The sequence below is a fragment of the Proteus sp. FME41 genome, assembly GCF_014897315.1.
Classification (GTDB): Bacteria; Pseudomonadota; Gammaproteobacteria; order Enterobacterales; family Enterobacteriaceae; genus Proteus.
Window position 1 is genome coordinate 98,945 of record NZ_JABUYL010000004.1, and the last position, 18,813, is coordinate 117,757.

Sequence of the window (18,813 nt, forward strand, 5' to 3'; positions counted from 1 at the left end):
TGAATTAAACAAAAATGTAAACATTAGTTTACATATTAAGTTGATAGAATAATAAAAGAAGAGGATGTATGGCGAGAGAGTCGCAACAGACAGAACTTAAGCGCGGTCTGAAAAATCGACATATCCAGCTTATTGCGCTGGGTGGTGCCGTCGGCGCTGGTCTGTTTCTTGGTATAGCGCAAACAATTAACATGACAGGCCCATCAGTAATATTAGGATATGCTATTGGTGGTTTTATTGCGTTTATGATCATGCGCCAATTAGGCGAAATGGTTGCCGAAGAGCCAGTTGCGGGTTCGTTTAGTCACTTTGCTAATAAATATTGGAGCCCCTTTGCTGGCTTCTTGTCTGGCTGGAACTATTGGGTGATGTTTATTCTTGTCGGTATGGCAGAATTAACCGCAGCAGGTAAATACATTAACTATTGGTTGCCAGATATTCCAGTTTGGGTTTCTGTGGCTATTTTTTTTGTAGCTATCAACTTAATTAACCTGATTAACGTCAAAATGTATGGTGAAACTGAATTCTGGTTTGCCATTATTAAAGTATTGGCAATTGTCGGTATGATTTTATTTGGGAGCTACTTACTGGCAAGTGGTAATGGTGGCCCTCAAGCTTCGGTCAGTAATTTATGGGCGTTAGGTTTTTTCCCTCATGGCTTTACGGGCTTTATGTCTGCCTTAGCGATAGTCATGTTCTCTTTTGGTGGGCTTGAGTTGGTGGGGATCACCGCTGCTGAAGCTGAAAATCCTAAAGTCAGCATTCCCAAAGCGACTAACCAAGTGGTTTATCGTATCTTAATTTTCTATATCGGTTCACTGTTGGTGCTACTTTCGCTTTATCCTTGGACTCAGGTGATAAAAGGTGAAAGCCCATTCGTCTTGATTTTCCATAACTTGGATAATTTCGTCGTTGCCCATATTTTAAATGCTGTGGTATTAACGGCGGCGTTATCTGTTTATAACAGTGGTGTTTATTCTAATAGCCGAATGCTTTATGGCTTAGCAAAACAAGGTAATGCACCACATTCACTGGCCAATGTGAATAAGCGTGGTGTCCCTGTGATGTCATTATTATTGTCTGCAGTTGCAACTTCATTAGGTGTTTTAGTTAACTACTTATTACCCGATCAAGCATTAGAACTGTTAATGGCGTTAGTTGTGACAACATTAGTGCTGAATTGGATCATGATCTGTTTAGCTAACTTGAAATTTAGAGCAGCAAAAATTAAAGAAGGGGTAGAGCCTTCTTTTAAAGCACTTTGGTATCCTTATGGTAACTATATTTGCCTTGCTTTCTTGTGCATGATTTTAGTGATTATTTTATTTATGCCACAAGTGAATATTTCGGTGATTTTAATGCCATTCTGGATTGCCTTCTTGTGGGTTGGATTTAAGATTTCCCGTATGAAGAAAACACCTAATAGTACTCAAGCAAGTCAAGATATTTAAGTTATTACAGATTAATTGACAGACTTTGTTGAATAATAAAAACGCATCATTTAGATGCGTTTTTTTATGTTCTATTTTTATTGCTTGCACTTATTCTGGTAGGCAAAATAAGGATATTACTGCCAACGTAACCAAGCAAATAACACGTTACCGTTGTTATAAGTACCTGGTACATAGGTTGCTTGCAGTGAAAGATGTCCATAACCTACAGAGACTAACGGCAAAGGCAGTGGCATAGGAATATAATCATACTCATGACGCGCGGTAATACTTAGTGTAAATCCTGCTCCCATACGAAAACCGTCTTTATCACCGGGATACCACATTTTCTCAAAACCATAGCCCATAATAGGCTGTACTCGGTTATTTGAGTCCATAAATGCCATCGCATAAAGAGAGTGCCAATCACCATCATTGTCATAACGATACTTACCCATACCAAAGCCCCAAGGTGTTTCGTTATAGCGATCTGTTTTTTCTTTATCGTAAGTGAAACGGTTATGCCAAGTCCATACTGGTAAATAGTAATTATATTGGTCGTTATCCCAAGTTTGATTGACATTACGTTTGAACTTTCCCCAGTAGCTCTCTTCATTATTAGATTGAGACGCGTTGCTGGCGACTTGTTGGTTTTCTGTCGTAATAATCTGATGGGTATTTGTATTATTTTCAGAAGCGAAAGCGGACGTTGTTAACGCAAGTGAAAACAGCGTTGTGGCTAATACGCTAGAGTGAAAATAGGATGATGACATAATATAACTCCGAGTACGGCATAGCGATGATTCTGGTGATGACAAAATAAACTGAGTAGTAGTGTTATTTAATCGACAAGGTTTTAAGATAAGAGGTATCTGAAACTTTACTTCTTAAATAAAATCTTAAGGGATAAGAATCGGTTACAAAGAAAATAAGTGAGTTTATTGCATTTATAAATGCATTTTTTTTAATATTTAATGTTGTTATCTTTTAATGATAACGTTTTGTTTTTCATTTAAAATTAAGTTTTTATTAGATTGAAAATAACTCTCTGATAAATAAGATTAAAGAGGAATAATATAAGATTAGTCATTTCTAACAGAAAAAAAGAATAAAATGTCTATTTTTATGACTTAACTAAAATATTAATATAAATTTAGTATCAATAACATCTAGTTATGAAAATAATGTTAATTTCTAGCAGGATAATAGAGTAATGAACAAGAAGAGTTAACTAAAAAAAAGAAAAAATCTAGAGTTAGTTTATAAAGTGTTTAGGTTCTGTGGTTTTATTTAGAAAGACGTCTGTTTTTTATGCAGATTATCCTAAGGCAAAAATGTTTACGTAATGTTTACGCACACATTTTCAGGAAATAGGTTGTTTATTATTGAGATAATTTTTCTTGGCTAATGACAAGTAGCCGATGGGTATGCGTATCGCGATCTTTGCCCCAGCAGAAAGCATCCCAGTTTTCGTAAAGATCATCAGTATCTTTCACCGCTGTTAGAGAGCGGTTTTCTTCTGTTCCATCTGAAATGTAAACATTAAGGTGAGCTGTAAAAGCCCAATCAATCATTGTTTCCCAAAAACGCTTACCTGCACCTGTCTGTTCTTCATCAGAAACAACAATGCTGTATTTTTGAAGTAAATAGCTAAAGAAGTATCTAGGGAGATATCTTGTCGCAATATCATGTTCTTCAGAAACAGTTCGCCACACTTTAACTTGAGTACATGTTGTTTTACTAAATATAATGTCTTCACGAAAAATGAGCTCTACAAGATAAACTGTTTCAGGTGCATTGGTGGTTGAAATTAAACGATATTGATTTCGTTTTAAAGATTTCACAAAACGATACCCATCGGGGATGCTGTATTTGGGTAATACAAAGTCTTCAACACCTTTTTCAAGGAATTCTTTTGTATGATCAATATTTCTAGAGTGAATTTTCAATTTTACATTAAAATCTGCATCAGGAATAAGATAAGGCATTGATTGTCCATTATTCTGTTGCGATGGTTCATTTTTCATTTAGCCCCTCCGCATTGTGTGATTGTCCAGAAATGCATTATAAATACCTCATCTAGCAGATAATATATCGATTGTCGTTAAAACGAACAAAATAATTTATTTTATTCTTCTTATTTAAATATGGCTGAAATATATTCCTTAAATTGATGTGTCATGCAATAGAAGCCATCGGCTTAGTATTTATTATATACAACCTTAGCTGATTTATCTTACTGAATCACAAATCTCAACAATAGAGAATCTATAGATTGAGATGAGCTATCAAACTAGCATCTTTATCTTGAGCGTGCGATACTCCTTATCGCCTGAATTTACAGGCTTTGGCTCGGGGCGCCTTATGGCTGAGATGAACCCGTATAACCTGATCTGGATAATGCCAGCGTAGGGAAGTCAAGGTAACTCTGCTGATTAACAGAGCCCGACTTTTCTGTAACTGGTGAAAGGAGGAGTTAATCAGTGAGATTCAATGCATTGTCTATCGCAGGCACCGATCCCAGTGGTGGTGCGGGTATTCAGGCTGATCTGAAAACATTTTCCGCACTGGGTGTCTATGGCACAACAGTAATGACAGCACTTGTTGCTCAAAATACCTGTGGTGTCCGTCGTGTTTATGATTTGTCCCCCGATTTTGTCGCCGCTCAATTAGATGCTGTTTTATCTGATGTTAGAATTGATAGTGCCAAAATTGGTATGCTTTCTAATGCCTCTATTATTGATGTGGTTTGCGACAAACTTCAGCAATATGCCATTCCTTTTGTTGTACTTGATACCGTCATGATTGCAAAAAGCGGTGATCCGCTATTGCAGCCTGATGCAGTTAATAAAATGGTTAATCAGCTGTTGCCTCTGGTTGATTTGATCACACCTAATTTACCTGAAGCAGCGGCATTGCTAGGTTGTGAAGTCGCTCAAGATGAAATAATGATGAAGCAACAAGGTTATGAATTGCTAAAACAAGGATGCAAAGCGGTGTTGATGAAAGGGGGACATTTAACTGAAGATGAAAGTCCTGATTGGTTATTTACTCAAGATGGCGAGTGGCGATTTACCTCAAAACGCGTTAATACGAAAAATACCCACGGTACAGGATGCACGCTTTCAGCCGCTTTAGCTGCTATTCGCCCTCAAGTCGCTAATTGGCAAACTTGTGTTGAACAAGCAAAAGCCTATTTACAGCAAGCGCTAGAACATGCGGATAGTTTAGAGGTTGGGCAAGGTTTCGGCCCTGTACACCATTTTCATCGCTGGTGGTAATGTTGCTTACAACAATACTTATCTTAAATAGAGCCTTTATGGCTCTATTATCATTTTTATGATCAAACTCTCTAGATAATTAACACTGTCATCAATATTAACAGCCTGTCTATTGAGGAATTAAGGTAAGATATATTTTATTTTCAATAAGGGATGATATGAATACTGCTTTTCAAAAACCACGCTGGTTACGTGATTTACTTCGCTTTATTCCATTGAAAAGCCAGTTTGTGTTATTCGGTAATGTGCGCGACTTACAAGCCAGCGAAGTTGCACCCAATGTAATAACACCACTGCCTTTTAACCAGTCACTTTATAACAGTTTGTATGAAGTGGGTTACGTTCATATCATCACTTACACGCCGTTAGCGGGATTTCAATGGATCGCGAATCCTACGCAATCCTTGCAAGATGGCACAATGTTAATGCAACAATTAGGATTAACTGTTACGGGCGATCGTGCATCAGGTAATATCGACAGCTTAAATAGCGTATTAGAAAAATGGCAAACAATAACCGGTCAGCCGATTGCGTTATGTATCGATTTCGCCTCTTGCTTACTTTCTCACCGTGATAATCTTACGCCTGCCGAACATAGTTTATTTACACGAGCCTTAGTGACTTCTCATCAAGCTAAAGCAAGACCTGCTGGCGAACATAATCAACCTTTCTTTAATAGTGTTTTTTGGGTAGTGGAAAAAGAAACCGATTTACCGGATTGGTTTACCGTTAATAACCCTCGAATTCGAGCCATTCCTGTTGCAAAACCCGATAGCCAGATCCGCAGAGCGTTAGCTCCTAATTTATTGGTATCATTAGCTGGGTTTTCATCGCTTATAGAGAGTGAAAAAGAGTCACTTTTTAATGATTTTATTGATGAAACAGAAGGGCTATTACTGCTGGATTTAGTGGCGATTGTGCAATTAGCACGTATTGAAGAAGTGGAAATAACACGAATTAGTGATGCGGTAAGACGTTATAAAGTTGGTATTACGGAAGATCCTTGGCAAAAAATTGATAAACAAAAAATTCGTAATGCACCACAAGTGATACAACGCCGTGTTAAAGGGCAACAACATGCGGTCACGCACTTATTAGATATTATTAAGCGTGCAATGACGGGCGTAGGTAGCAATAAAGGCGGAAGACCTCGGGGCGTGCTGTTTTTAGCAGGGCCAACCGGTGTAGGTAAAACTGAATTAGCAAAAACGGTGACTCAACTGCTGTTTGGCGATGAAAGTGCTTATATTCGCTTTGATATGTCTGAATTTAGTGCTGAACATGCAGATCAACGTTTAATTGGGGCACCTCCAGGTTATGTGGGGTATGATTCTGGCGGTGAATTAACCAATGCTATTCGTGAAAAACCTTTTAGCGTTGTGTTATTTGATGAAATAGAAAAAGCACATCCCCATTTAATGGATAAATTCCTACAGATTATTGATGATGGGGTATTAACGTCGGGACGTGGTGATCGCGTCTATTTTTCTGAAGCTTTAATTATATTTACTTCTAATCTTGGGATCTACCGCGTTGATAATCATGGCGAGAGAGTGGCAAATGTTCTTCCTCATGAACCGTTTGAAAATGTCAGCCGTAAAGTAAAAAGCGAAATAGAGCGTCATTTTAAATTGGTTTTAAATCGACCTGAATTATTAAACCGTATTGGTGAAAATATTATTGTTTTTGATTTTATTCGAGAAGATGTTGCAGAGCAGATATTTGAACAAATGGTAGTAAATATTTTATCTAGCCTTGATAAACAATCACTCATATTGTCGATATCGGAAACGGCTAAATCGACGTTAAAATCCTACTGTTTATCTGATTTGTCAAATGGTGGGCGTGGTATTCGTAACCAACTAGAGGTTTATTTAATTAACCCTCTCTCAAGAGCTATTTTTGACAGTGATTTAGCTGTAGGAAACGCCTATCAAATTGCGGATATTCAAATAGGTGAAATGACCAATATTATTTTAGTACCACAGGCAAATTAATGCAGATCAGCTTATCTCGGCTGCATTTTCCAGTGACAACATTGGGGCCTGGAAAACGAATTGGTATCTGGTTTCAAGGATGCTCTTTGCGTTGTAAAGGCTGTTTATCGCCCGATACATGGGAAAGAAAAGCTGAAAGCACAACCGTTGATACGCTTATTCAACAAATTCAACCTTGGTTTGCATTGGCTGAGGGTATTACGATTTCTGGTGGTGAACCTTTTGAACAACCAGAGGCACTTTATGCGTTATTAATTGCACTTCGCCAGCAATTTACAGGGGATATTTTTATTTATAGTGGTTATCACTGGAATGAGATAGAACCTCAAGTCACTAAAATGTCAGGTTTAATTGATGCGTTAATGAGTGATCGATATCAAGTGGAAACCACGCAAAGTTTGATGTTACGAGGTAGCGATAATCAGCAACTTCATTGTTTAACGGCGATGGGACGTGTACGTTTTAGTGCTTTTGATAGATGCATGACTGAAGAAGATAAAGTGCTTGATCTTTCAATGGATAACCAAGGGCGTATTTATCTTACAGGTATTCCTCAAAAGGGTGATATGGCGCGTTTGCGTGAAGTATTAGCACAACAAGATGTACAATTAAAACAGATAAAAAGATAACAGAGATGGAATAAAGGATGACCATGATACGTTTTTGTCCTCACTGCCAAACGGAGCGCCAATTAACCGAGATTTTCTGTGCAGGACAGGTTAATGATAAACCTTGTGGCTGGGATCTAACCATTGAACCTATTCATGAGTCAGGGTGGCGTCCATCTCCTCCTATATCTTCTTCCATTGAGACACCTACGATCATCCCCGATTTTACTGATATTCAGCCTAGAAAGTGTGTTAACGGACACTTGATGGGAGAAGACGATTTTATCTGCTTTGAATGTGGTGCTGATCCAGCTGATGAGACTGAAAATAGCGGCGTTACTGATAACGAAACATTTAGATTGATTGGTGATTGGCGTCTTGAACAACGCATTAATTCTATTAATAGCGAAAGAGAGCGCTATAACGTAAGCAATATCAAAACAGAGCAAGAAGGTGTATTAACACTCTATCTTAAAGGCGAAGAGCCTGATCCCGCTATTTATCAAGTCTTAAACCTGATCTCTACTGACCATATTCCCGTGTTTTATGAAACAGGTCGATGGGAAAATCGTGCTTGGCATGTTACTGAACGATTAAACGGCGGCTCATTAAGCCAATTTATTGAGTGTGGTGATTTTTGGCAACAGTATGAAATTAACGCATTAGTCTCTGAATTAGGTACGGCGATAGCAGCATTAACTGAACATGGTGTGCGTCATCGCGCGTTAAAACCCTCAAACTTGATGATCCGTGCTCGTGATCCCCTAGATATTGTGGTGATTGAATATGGTTCAGCATGTTTATCTGAGTTCGATCTCGATATTGTCTCTCCACTTGAAATTTCACGTTATAGTGCACCTGAAATATTAGCAGGGGGTGTTTCGGCAGCATCAGATTGGTGGAGTTTAGGGATTATTTTACTGGAGCAATTAACGCAAGGAGCCTGTTTTAAACATATCCACGATAATGCATTTTTAATTCAAGTCATGACCAATGGTGTTGAGTTACCGGATGATTTAGATCCTAAAATTCAATTACTTTTACGCGGTTTACTCTGTCGTGATCGCTTTCAACGCTGGCAATGGAACGAAGTTAATGCGTGGTTACAAGGTTTAGCGGTACAAGCGCCTGATATTAATCACAACAATGGAAGTCAGCAATATTATCAATTTCAATTTGCAGATCATCAGTTTAATCAACCTGATGCATTTGCGATGGTGGCGGCACAAGCACAATATTGGGATCAAGCAACACAATTGCTTATTCATGGTGACATTACGACTTGGCTAAGCCAATTTGATAATAGTGGAAAACAAGTCGCTCAATTGCAGTCATTAGTTGAAAAACAAGATCTTGAGCCAAGTTTACGTTTTACACTCGCATTGCAAATTTTAAATCCCAATATGCCATTGATTTACCGTGGCGAGATCATTACACCTTCATGGCTTTTAGAGTATCCCTTATTAGGTTACCCATTAATTTGTCAGGCTTTTGCCACTGAACTGCAATCTATTGATGAGACACATTGGCTTGTTCAGCTTTATTACCGTCAATGTACGGTTCGTGAAAGGGCACAACAACAACGTATCCCATTAAATGAAGAGAGCTTACAACTCTATTTATTAATCACCTCTTTAAGTCAATTAGTGGCTCGTTGGGAAATTATTCGTGCCGAATTTCCGGATACTTATAATGAAAATCTACGCACCTTAATCGATCGTAAGAATATGCATGAAAATGACTATATTTTGTTATTAAGTGCAGAGATTGGGCAATATATCACAGTAGATTCACTGGTGAATAATGCGGCTAAATTAGCCAGAAATCTTGCTATTAAGGCGTTTGATAAACAACAAGCAAAAACATTATTAGCCACACCTCGATATCAACTGATTGAACAGCTTAGTGAAAGAATAGGGGATTTTAAGCGTGTTAATATCGATATTATTGATAGATGGGCTGATGATTTTCTTTTAACTCGTAGATTGCCTCTTGAGCATATTATTGTGATGCTTTGTATTCCCGTTGAACAATGGCAAGTACCTGGATCACAAAAATATATTTTAGAAGTATTACATTTTTTTGCTAAAAAATTAGTGTCGACAAGTCAACGCGGTAATTTAGTTAGAATGCGTTTAACGCCAAATGCAGGACGTGTTGATCTAACCGAATGTTGTTCTGATAATGAAAAAGCAACAAACTTACTTGAGCATTTAATTAACCGTAAGAAAAGGTTGTTCTCATTAGAGGGGGACGTTTTACGCCACCGTGAGAAATTAAATAATCGCTTGTGGCTCTTGCAACAAAATACTCAATCTTACCAACGAGATACGGGTATTAACGGCATGTATTTAGGCTTTCCTTTTTTAGTGCTAAATACACAACCCAATAAAATAAAACCCCGTATTGCACCGCTTTTCTTGTGGCCTGTTTCAATGAATATTTTGGGTGGCACTCAAGGTGCTGTGCAAATTGGGTTTGATACAGAGCGTGCATCGGTGCGTTTAAATCCAGCTTTGGCGAATTTTGTCGGTGTTCCTGCCATTAATGAATGGCAAAAAGTACTCGATAGCTTAATGTCACAAACGGGCTTGAGTGTCAGTGAAATGATGCTCACACTCTCATCTTTATTAAACACATCAGATCATACATTAAGTCCATTACCTGCATTAACTGAAGAGATACCAGAAAATAGTGCTTATATTCATTGTTCAGCGGTGTTATTCCACACGTCTTTTATTGGGCAAATGATAAGTGCCGATTTACAACACATTGCTAATTTACCTATCAATGGCACGGCACTTGCCACTATGCTGAAAGTGAATACACAGGCACAAGTGTTAGAAACACAAGATCTACTGAGCGATAACTATTTGCTGTCGTTGGCAGATCCCTCCCAAAATACCATTATTCAGGCCGCAAGAAAGCAAACAGGGTTATTAATAGAAGGGCCTCCGGGAACAGGCAAAAGCCAAACTATTGTTAATTTAATTGCTGATGCAATAGGGCGACAAAAAACAGCACTGGTGCTTTGTCAAAAGCCTGCTGCACTGGATGTGGTGTATAAACGATTAGTCGCAAATGGCTTGCAAGATAGGGTGCTGATTATTCATCAAAACCCTAAAGGGCGAGAGATTATTTCCGCTATTAGAGAACAACTGGAATTAGAGCGTAAACGGCAACTGATTGCAGATGTTAAGCAAGATACCCCTTTCCATCGTGATAGAACGCTTAATTTAATTCAATTTTATGAAACGACATTAGATGCCTACTATAAAGCGTTATATCTAACGGATAAACAATATGATTATTCATATCGAGAAGTGTTATCCGCATTACTCGAATTAGAGTCACAACAAAAGTTAGTAACGAGTTCGGATAAATTAACCTTACTGCTTTCTCAATATAATAAAACAACGTTTGTTAAGCTTATCGATAACTTAGCGTTATATGGTTTAGATTGGTATGCGATTAATTATGAAAACACACCATTAAATGGCGTTACAGTGTTCTTACCTGAAAGTCCATTATATCGTCAGTTTAATGAAAATATTCCGCTATTTATCGAAGCAGAAAAACAGCGTGATATGGCATATAGATTGCCTAATCAACAAATCATAATCGATAAATTAACGACTCACGAAACGGCATTAGAGCAGTGCAAACAGCAGTTAAAAAATCGCAATGACCACCAATGGGATAATTTATCGCATTGGTTAACACTGTTTTTAAATGAACAAGGTAAGCAAAATAAAGGGGAACAGTTGATTGCTCAATTAGAGCAATTAGAGGCACGTTTGCAGCAAATTGATAGTGAAGGTTGTGATCCTTTGATTTTCCGCTTACTGGCTCCGTTAGATAATGCAACGTTAGCAACGTTATCAAGAGCTGTGGCTGATAAAATTAAACCCTCATTTTTGCGGTTTTTAAACCCTTATTATTATAGTAGAAACAGTAAGTTAAAAAGCTTTATTGCACAAAGTGGTAAAGAAGACAGAGTTGAGCATTATATAACACTGCATAAAACTATCATCACTGAACAACAATGGCGCTTGTTATATCAAGAGTTGCAACCTATTTATCAACAATTAGGGCTAGAACAGCGTCTCGATCGACAAGATACGCAGTGGCAGAACACTGTAAATACGGTGATTACTGAGCTTAAAGCCTGTGGTGATGATCTTTTGATATTAGCGTTATATCCTCAACCTGAACATTTTATTAAACCTATTCTATTAGCGAAAAAACAAGGCTTTGAACAGCAATGTTTAGAAATTGAGAATGCTATAGTTCGCGCTAAAGCACATCAAACGAGCCTTGATAAATTAGCCAACTTACAAGAAACGCTCTCTGAACAATGTTACCAGCAATTTTATGGAGCGATAAGCAAAGGTGAATTACTGACAACTCCATTACAACAATTAGCGTTAAGCTTGCCTTCTTTAAACCAATTTCAGTTATTTCGAGAAAGAACGACACATTTTTCGCCCAATGATTGGCAAGTTTTAGCATTATCGCGACAGCTAATAGAGGAAAGTGAAAGCCCACTCGCTAATCCTATCGAACTTTTAAAAGCAACATTGAGTTATCAGTTTTATGTCGCTGTCAAAACGGACATTGAAATAAAAAATCCAGTATTAAAGACGCCTGCTGAACAATTGCAGGAATATATTGAGCAACTGACAGAGCACTATCAGCAATTGCAGCAAATTAATCGTGCATTATTAACTGACAACATTGAATTATCAAAAATTGAAAATGCGCGTCATTGGGAAAGAATTACACGTTTAGCTGGACCTAGAGCATTACGGTTACGCGAGTTTATTGACGAAGCAACTCAAATGGGATTGTTAAGATTACGCCCTATTTGGTTGATGACACCCGATGTAGCAAGCCAAGTATTACCTTTAAAAGCAGGGCTTTTTGACAGTGTTATTTATGATGAAGCCTCTCAAATGCCCATTGAATTTGCACTACCGACGTTATATCGCGGTAAACAAGCGATTGTGAGTGGGGATGAGAAACAGATGCCGCCTTCTTCTTTCTTCAGCGGTAAATTTAGTGAAAATGAAGACGATGAAGATAGCGATAACGAGGAAGATGAACAACAAGAGAAAAGCAGTGCTCAATGGGACTCAAGTCAAATTTGCCATTGTCCTGATTTGCTTCATCTTGCACGAACCGTCTTACCTATTCATACCCTAGATATTCACTATCGTTCGGCATTTAGAGAATTAATTAATTTCTCAAATTATGCCTTTTACGAGAATCGGTTGAACATTCCGGCTCAACATTCAGCGAAAACCGTTAGTACAGTAAAACCACTGCATTTTATGGCGATTAATGGCATTTATATTAATCAAACCAATGAAAAAGAGGCCTTGGCGATCGTTGAGCATTTAGCAACTTTATGGCAAACGCCTTTTGATAAACGTCCTTCTGTGGGGGTGGTGACGTTTAACCAGAAACAAGCGCAGTTAATTAATCAGCATATTCGTGATCGAAATGACTATGATGTGGATTTTTTAAAGGCTTATACCGAAGAAAGTGCGCGTTTGGATAACGATGAAGATATGTCGTTTTTTGTGAAAAATGTTGAAAATGTGCAGGGTGACGAGCGAGATGTTATTTTATTTTCGACAACGTTTGGCCGTAATGCACAAGGTACTTTTAGACGTAATTTTGGTGTGTTAGGGCAAACAGGGGGAGAGCGTCGTTTAAATGTTGCTATCACCAGAGCGAAAAAGCAAGTGGTGATCATGTCATCAATGCCAATTGATGAAATCTCTGATTTATTAAGTACCCATAAACACCCTGAAATTCCACGCGATTACTTACAAGGCTATTTAACTTACGCGAGTCATTGCCATCAGATTAATAAACAAGAGGAAAATAAACGTTTATTAGCCCGTTTATGCCGAACTCAAGCCAGCGTGGCAACGCAAGATCAGATAAACGATCAGTTTGTTATAGATGTGAAACGCTTTATTGCGTCTCAGGGATATCATATGGCACCGTCACAACAAGTGGGTATTTTCTCTTTTGACTGTTTAATTGAAGATGAACAGCAAGGTAAGTTACTGATGGGAATTGAGTGCGATATGCCACAACATGAGTGGTTATCTCAGGCTTGTGCGCGTGAGTTATGGCGAAAAGATATTTTGCGTAAAGTGGTGCCCTATCATTATCGCGTTTCGTTGACACAATGGTTTTATCATCGCCAAGAAGCACAACAACAACTTCTTGAAGCCTTACAACATGCCGCTTTACTGAATGAAAAAGTGAGTGAATGATGAGTTCATCGGTACATTATATCTCTATAAAAGAAACCACTGTTATCCGCTATCATCGACAATTAGCGAATAGCAAAAAACAATTTAAGCAATGGAAGGCATTAGTTGAACAACTTACATATCAAGATGAACGTGTGAGCCAAATTGAATCGACTTTTAATGCATTGGTTAAAGATAATCAACAATTGGATGTATTAGATGCTCATTCAGTGAGTCGATTAACAGAAAAATTAAGTCAGTTTATTGCACCATTACGACAGGATATGAAAAACCTACGCGAACAAGTGCTTGAAGAAAAAGCGCTTGCACGTCATATCCACCAAGGTAAACAAAAATCATCGGCACTGTTAAAACAATTAAAATCACAATTAACACCCAACAGTGTTTTGAAGGCTGAAATTGAACTGAGCGAAAACATGAGCATGGAGGAAATGAGCTTATTATTATTTCGTGTAACGGGTGAAATTGAAGCGCAAAAAGCACAATTCAGCCCTGCACAAACTGAATTATTGGCACAACTAAAAGTGCAATCTGCATATAACCAACAATTATGGCAAGGTGGTGAGCCTCAAAGTCCATTTGCACAGCAATGCCACCAAATTGAATTGATGATTGAAAAATTACGGCTGGTGGGGAATGAAGTAGAAGCCAATCATCATGCAAATCAGCTTATTGAGATGCAGAAACTTTCTGATAGCAAGAAACAGCGTTTACTGGCAGATTCAATGATAATGAAGATGGCTGAAAGCTTGCGTAATAGCATAAGACGCATTGAGTTAATGGACGAATTAACACGTCTATGTGCAGAGCTTGAAAGCTTTGATGATAAAGAGATGCTGACACTGGGTCGTGATACAGAAGCGATTGCCTCATTAGCAACAGCCGAGCAACTGGATGTGATGATCACTAAGCTAAAACAGGCCATTGAAACTCATGAACAGCAACTTTCAATGCGACAACAATGTGAAGCCGTATTAACGGGTTTAAGTGAGTTAGGCTATGTGGTGCATGAAAATGCAGTAAATTCATGGCTTGATAATGGGCAAGTTGTTGTGTCTCATGCCACTATTCCTGATTATGGCTTAGAGTTAGGCGGAAAACAGGCACGTTTTCAAGCGAGAACGGTGGCGTTAACACATCAACGTGATACCGCGAGAGATAAAGATGTTGATGCGATTTGGTGTAGTCAGCATCAACAATTACAAACAATTTTAGCGAAGTCTCATGCAGAACTATTGGTTGAACGAGCATTGCCAGCAGGGCAAAACACAATGAAAGTGATCGAAAGCGAAAGTAAGGCTCATCAACATTCAGTTACGCAAGTGCAAAAACCAAAAACGTTTAGCCGCTAAGCAATAAATAATAAACAATAAAAGCCACTCATTCGAGTGGCTTTCACAGGCAAATCTATCCATTAAGCAATAGTGACAGATTTATCCAAATAAACATCTTGTACTGCGTTAATCAATGCAACGCCGTCTTTCATTGATTTTTTGAACGCTTTGCGGCCTAAGATCAAGCCCATCCCTCCCGCACGTTTGTTAATAACGGCGGTACGAACTGCATCTTCAAGGTCATTTTTACCCGAAGCGCCACCTGAGTTAATTAATCCCGCGCGTCCCATATAGCAATTAGCTAATTGGTAACGAACTAAATCAATTGGATTTTCAGTGGTAAGTTTTGTGTAAACACGCTCATCAGTATGACCAAAACCAATCGCTTTAAAGCCACCGTTATTTTCAGCCATTTTTTGTTTAACGATATCAGCACCAATAGTCGCCGCTAAATGGTTTGCCTGACCGGTTAAATCTGCACTTGCATGGTAATCTACACCATCTTTTTTGAACGCAGGGTTGCGTAAATAAGCCCATAATACAGTGACCATACCCAATTCATGAGCACGTTCAAAGGCCATTGAGATCTCTTCAATTTGGCGACGGCTTTCTTGTGAACCAAAGTAAATGGTCGCACCCACTGCAACAGCACCCATTTCAAAGGCTTGTTCTACACTGGCATACAGTGTTTGGTCATATTGCGCTGGGTAGCTTAGTGTTTCATTGTGGTTTAATTTCACAAGAAAAGGGATTTTGTGTGCATAGCGGCGAGAAACAGAAGCAAGAACACCATAAGTAGAGGCAACACAGTTACAACCTGCTTCAATTGCCAGTTCCACAATATTTTTTGGATCAAAATAGAGTGGGTTTGCGGCAAAAGAGGCTGCGGCAGAGTGCTCAACACCTTGGTCAACAGGTAGAATAGACAGATAACCCGTTCCCGCTAAACGCCCGTGATTAAACAGGGTTTGCATTGAGCGTAACACGCTATTAGGGCGATTGTTATCAATCATGACACGATCAACAAAGTCAGAACCTGGCAGGTAGAGATTTTCGCTCGGGATGGTTTGGCAACGATGGTCTAATAATGATTTTGCATCAGCACCTAACAAACTTACTATATCAGTCATTACATACTCCAGTTCATGATGAGATGAGAGTGATTGTCATTTATCTACATTAAGATAACAAGTCACATTGAGGCGGTAACCGGCAGTGGATCGCTTCAGGTAACACAATAAATTCAAATTTATTCCCTAAAAGGGGTTCTCCATCTAAATTAAACACCATTTCATGAGAAGCACTAATGTTTACCCAGCGACTTTCTCGCTCAATTATCTTGTCATTTTTCTTGCTATCAAACATGCTGCTTAAAATAGAGGGGAGAAGTTCATGGGCTTCAACAATGGTGATATTGAGTTTATTGTCATTAATTAAGGCTTCAGAGCATAATTTTTGCCCGCCACCCGCTTGACGGCCATTACCGATAGCTAAAATAAGAGACTCACCTTCCCAATGGAAATTTTCAGCTTCAATAGTGCAATAATCCGCTTTTAAAGAGTCGATACTTAAAAGACCATTAATAAAATAGGCGGCTCCTCCTAATGCTGATTTTAATGCCTCAGGCGTTTCTGTTGTGATTTTGGTTCCAAAACCCCCTGATGCCATATTGATAAAATAGTGCGTCTTGTTCACGGAGATAATATCAATGGGAACAGCACGGCCTTTAACCGCTAAATTAAGCGCATTTTCCATATCACGAGGAATTTGTGCGCTGGTGGCAAAATCATTTGCTGTGCCTAATGGAATCATGCCAAGTGTCGGTAAAGATGAGGGGGAAAGATGAATTAATTCAGAAACAACGCTATTAATCGTTCCGTCACCACCTGCTGCAATCACCGTTTCTGCCTGTATATCTATAGCTTCTTGTACAAAACGACGTATATCACTGGATTCCCAAGTTACTCTGACTTGGAGGTTAAAACCTTCGTTACGTAATTGGTAAACCGCTTTTCTTAATGCACCGTTGTTAGCGCTTTTTCCATTAATGATCAGCAAACTAATTTTACTCATTGATGAGTCCCTTTAATTGAATCACTCTTTTAAAGGTAATGGATATCGAGAAAATTACTATTTTTTTTACAAAGGATAACGAAAATGGAACCTATTTTACGTCAAGGGGGGAGAATGAAGAGAGCGAAGTGAAAAAAGAAAAGGCAAATCCAAGGGAGATTGGATTTGCCAAGGAGGTGGTTCCTAGTCTTACTGTATTCATTCTAGTTCTTTATTTTTCGGAACTGATGATACGGTAAACAAATCATTATTGATGTGATCTGCATTTGAAATTGACCACATTAAATCAGATTATGACGCTTTACTTCACTTCTACAGCATCAATCTTATGCGGTTGACGTGTTGTTGTACCTTGCAGATTACGGATCAGTAAAGCGAAATCTAAATCAACATCTTCAGGAACAGATAAATAAACCATGTGACCATTACCTGGTGCAACATCAGTTGGCTGTAATTTTTTGTTAAACAGCGCTTCTAAGGTAAATTGAACATTACCTGTTGTTGTCATTAATTCTAGGCTATCGCCTAAAACAAATTTATTTTTGACATCGACTTCTGCTAAACCATTAACACGCTTACCTGTGAACTCACCGACAAATTGTTGAGTGTCAGACACAGAGTAGCCATATTCATAAGTTTGGTAAGAATCATGGGTATGACGACGTAAGAAACCTTCGGTATAACCTCGGTGTGCTAAGCCTTCTAAGGTCGTTAGCAACGTTGGATCGAATGGTTTGCCTGCAACAGCATCATCAATCGCACGGCGATACATTTGAGCTGTACGTGCGCAGTAATAGAAGGATTTAGTACGGCCCTCAATTTTCAGAGAATGCACACCCATTTGAGTTAATTGCTCGACGTGTTCAATCGCACGTAAATCTTTAGAGTTCATGATATAAGTGCCGTGTTCATCTTCGAACGCAGTCATATATTCACCAGGGCGTTTTGCTTCTTCAATTAAGTAGACTTTATCTGTTGGTGCGCCAACACCTAAAGTAGGCTCAACGTTTTTAACGGGAATGGGTGTGTACTTTTCAACGATATTCCCTACATCGTCTTCTTTGCCTTCTTCAACTTTGTATTCCCAACGGCAAGCATTTGTGCAAGTACCTTGGTTCGGGTCACGCTTATTGATATAGCCAGATAACAGGCAACGACCTGAATATGCCATACATAATGCACCGTGAACAAAAATTTCTAATTCCATATCCGGAACTTGCTTGCGAATTTCAGCAATCTCATCAATAGAGAGTTCACGAGAAAGAATAACGCGAGTTAATCCCATTTGACGCCAAAATTTTACGGTTGCCCAGTTGACGGCATTGGCTTGGACTGAAAGGTGAATATCCATTTCAGGGAAGGCTTCACGCACCATCATGATCAAACCCGGATCAGACATAATCAGCGCATCAGGGCCCATATCAATGACGGGTTTTAAGTCACGGATAAAGGTTTTTAATTTAGCGTTGTGCGGTGCAATATTAACCACAACATAGAAGCGTTTACCTAGTTCGTGAGCTTCTTGAATACCTTTAGCAAGGTTTTCGTGGTTAAATTCATTATTACGCACACGTAAGCTATAACGTGGCTGACCTGCATAAACGGCGTCTGCGCCATAAGCAAATGCATAGCGCATATTTTTTAATGAGCCAGCAGGAGAAAGCAATTCGGGTGTAAACATGGTTAATTTCCTGGTTCTGATTTCAAGTCAGTCCCCCACACATTGGGTAGGGGTATATCATAAAGGGGGGGATTCTAGCGCTTAAGTGTAGCGAGGTTCAATGTATTCCTGAAAAA

Annotated in this window: 11 protein-coding genes and 1 riboswitch; of the genes, 6 read left to right on the forward strand and 5 right to left on the reverse strand. The window is 38.7% G+C overall.

The features are described from left to right. Positions 1 to 68: 68 nt before the first annotated feature. Entirely contained in the window at positions 69 to 1,451 is a 1,383-nt protein-coding gene (locus INT04_RS05485) for an amino acid permease (RefSeq protein WP_193015166.1), read from the forward strand. A 116-nt stretch (positions 1,452 to 1,567) separates the two neighbouring features. Here INT04_RS05485 and pagP read toward each other — a convergent pair whose 3' ends face one another. Together pagP and INT04_RS05495 are read right to left on the reverse strand one after the other, a co-directional pair. Then, the gene (gene pagP, locus INT04_RS05490) at positions 1,568 to 2,203 is read right to left on the reverse strand and encodes a lipid IV(A) palmitoyltransferase PagP (protein ID WP_193015167.1); all 636 of its coding nucleotides are present in this window, start codon (positions 2,201 to 2,203) and stop codon (positions 1,568 to 1,570) included. A 609-nt stretch (positions 2,204 to 2,812) separates the two neighbouring features. After that, complete coding sequence (locus INT04_RS05495; protein WP_193015168.1) at positions 2,813 to 3,457, reverse strand: hypothetical protein; 645 nt, start codon at positions 3,455 to 3,457, stop codon at positions 2,813 to 2,815. Between the two features lie 316 nt (positions 3,458 to 3,773). Beyond that, positions 3,774 to 3,862, forward strand: a riboswitch (TPP riboswitch). Between the two features lie 51 nt (positions 3,863 to 3,913). Here INT04_RS05495 and thiD point away from each other — a divergent pair. From thiD to INT04_RS05520, 5 genes are all read left to right on the forward strand, one after another. Continuing rightward, on the forward strand, positions 3,914 to 4,711 hold the full coding sequence (gene thiD, locus INT04_RS05500) for a bifunctional hydroxymethylpyrimidine kinase/phosphomethylpyrimidine kinase (protein ID WP_193015169.1): 798 nt from the start codon (positions 3,914 to 3,916) through the stop codon (positions 4,709 to 4,711). 158 nt (positions 4,712 to 4,869) lie between these two features. Continuing rightward, positions 4,870 to 6,708: an AAA family ATPase gene (locus tag INT04_RS05505; protein WP_193015170.1), complete on the forward strand. Its 1,839-nt coding sequence runs from the start codon at positions 4,870 to 4,872 to the stop codon at positions 6,706 to 6,708. Next, positions 6,708 to 7,337 (forward strand): 4Fe-4S single cluster domain-containing protein, encoded by a 630-nt coding sequence (locus INT04_RS05510; protein WP_193015171.1) that lies wholly within the window; start codon positions 6,708 to 6,710, stop codon positions 7,335 to 7,337. Before INT04_RS05505 ends, INT04_RS05510 begins: the two co-directional genes overlap by 1 nt. 17 nt (positions 7,338 to 7,354) lie before the next feature. After that, positions 7,355 to 13,609 carry a protein kinase domain-containing protein gene (locus tag INT04_RS05515; protein WP_193015172.1) on the forward strand — a complete coding sequence of 2,085 codons (6,255 nt, stop codon included), beginning with the start codon at positions 7,355 to 7,357 and terminating at the stop codon, positions 13,607 to 13,609. After that, positions 13,606 to 14,961 (forward strand): hypothetical protein, encoded by a 1,356-nt coding sequence (locus INT04_RS05520; protein ID WP_193015173.1) that lies wholly within the window; start codon positions 13,606 to 13,608, stop codon positions 14,959 to 14,961. Before INT04_RS05515 ends, INT04_RS05520 begins: the two co-directional genes overlap by 4 nt. A gap of 62 nt (positions 14,962 to 15,023) precedes the next feature. Here INT04_RS05520 and fbaB read toward each other — a convergent pair whose 3' ends face one another. From fbaB to yegQ, 3 genes are all read right to left on the reverse strand, one after another. Further along, positions 15,024 to 16,073 (reverse strand): class I fructose-bisphosphate aldolase, encoded by a 1,050-nt coding sequence (fbaB, locus tag INT04_RS05525; protein ID WP_193015174.1) that lies wholly within the window; start codon positions 16,071 to 16,073, stop codon positions 15,024 to 15,026. 49 nt (positions 16,074 to 16,122) lie between these two features. Next, entirely contained in the window at positions 16,123 to 17,016 is an 894-nt protein-coding gene (gene yegS / locus INT04_RS05530; protein WP_193015175.1) for a lipid kinase YegS, read from the reverse strand. A 301-nt stretch (positions 17,017 to 17,317) separates the two neighbouring features. Continuing rightward, positions 17,318 to 18,697, reverse strand: coding sequence for a tRNA 5-hydroxyuridine modification protein YegQ (gene yegQ, locus INT04_RS05535; RefSeq protein ID WP_193015176.1), 1,380 nt, complete (start codon positions 18,695 to 18,697; stop codon positions 17,318 to 17,320). Positions 18,698 to 18,813: the final 116 nt, after the last annotated feature.

Excerpts from the sequence above, each read along its gene's own strand:
- yegQ (WP_193015176.1), bottom strand. The coding sequence starts at position 18,697 with ATGTTTACACCCGAATTGCTTTCTCCTGCTGGCTCATTAAAAAATATG.
- yegS (WP_193015175.1), bottom strand. The coding sequence starts at position 17,016 with ATGAGTAAAATTAGTTTGCTGATCATTAATGGAAAAAGCGCTAACAAC.
- INT04_RS05510 (WP_193015171.1), top strand. The coding sequence starts at position 6,708 with ATGCAGATCAGCTTATCTCGGCTGCATTTTCCAGTGACAACATTGGGG.
- INT04_RS05505 (WP_193015170.1), top strand. The coding sequence starts at position 4,870 with ATGAATACTGCTTTTCAAAAACCACGCTGGTTACGTGATTTACTTCGC.
- INT04_RS05495 (WP_193015168.1), bottom strand. The coding sequence starts at position 3,457 with ATGAAAAATGAACCATCGCAACAGAATAATGGACAATCAATGCCTTAT.
- pagP (WP_193015167.1), bottom strand. The coding sequence starts at position 2,203 with ATGTCATCATCCTATTTTCACTCTAGCGTATTAGCCACAACGCTGTTT.
- fbaB (WP_193015174.1), bottom strand. The coding sequence starts at position 16,073 with ATGACTGATATAGTAAGTTTGTTAGGTGCTGATGCAAAATCATTATTA.
- INT04_RS05485 (WP_193015166.1), top strand. The coding sequence starts at position 69 with ATGGCGAGAGAGTCGCAACAGACAGAACTTAAGCGCGGTCTGAAAAAT.
- INT04_RS05515 (WP_193015172.1), top strand. The coding sequence starts at position 7,355 with ATGACCATGATACGTTTTTGTCCTCACTGCCAAACGGAGCGCCAATTA.
- INT04_RS05520 (WP_193015173.1), top strand. The coding sequence starts at position 13,606 with ATGATGAGTTCATCGGTACATTATATCTCTATAAAAGAAACCACTGTT.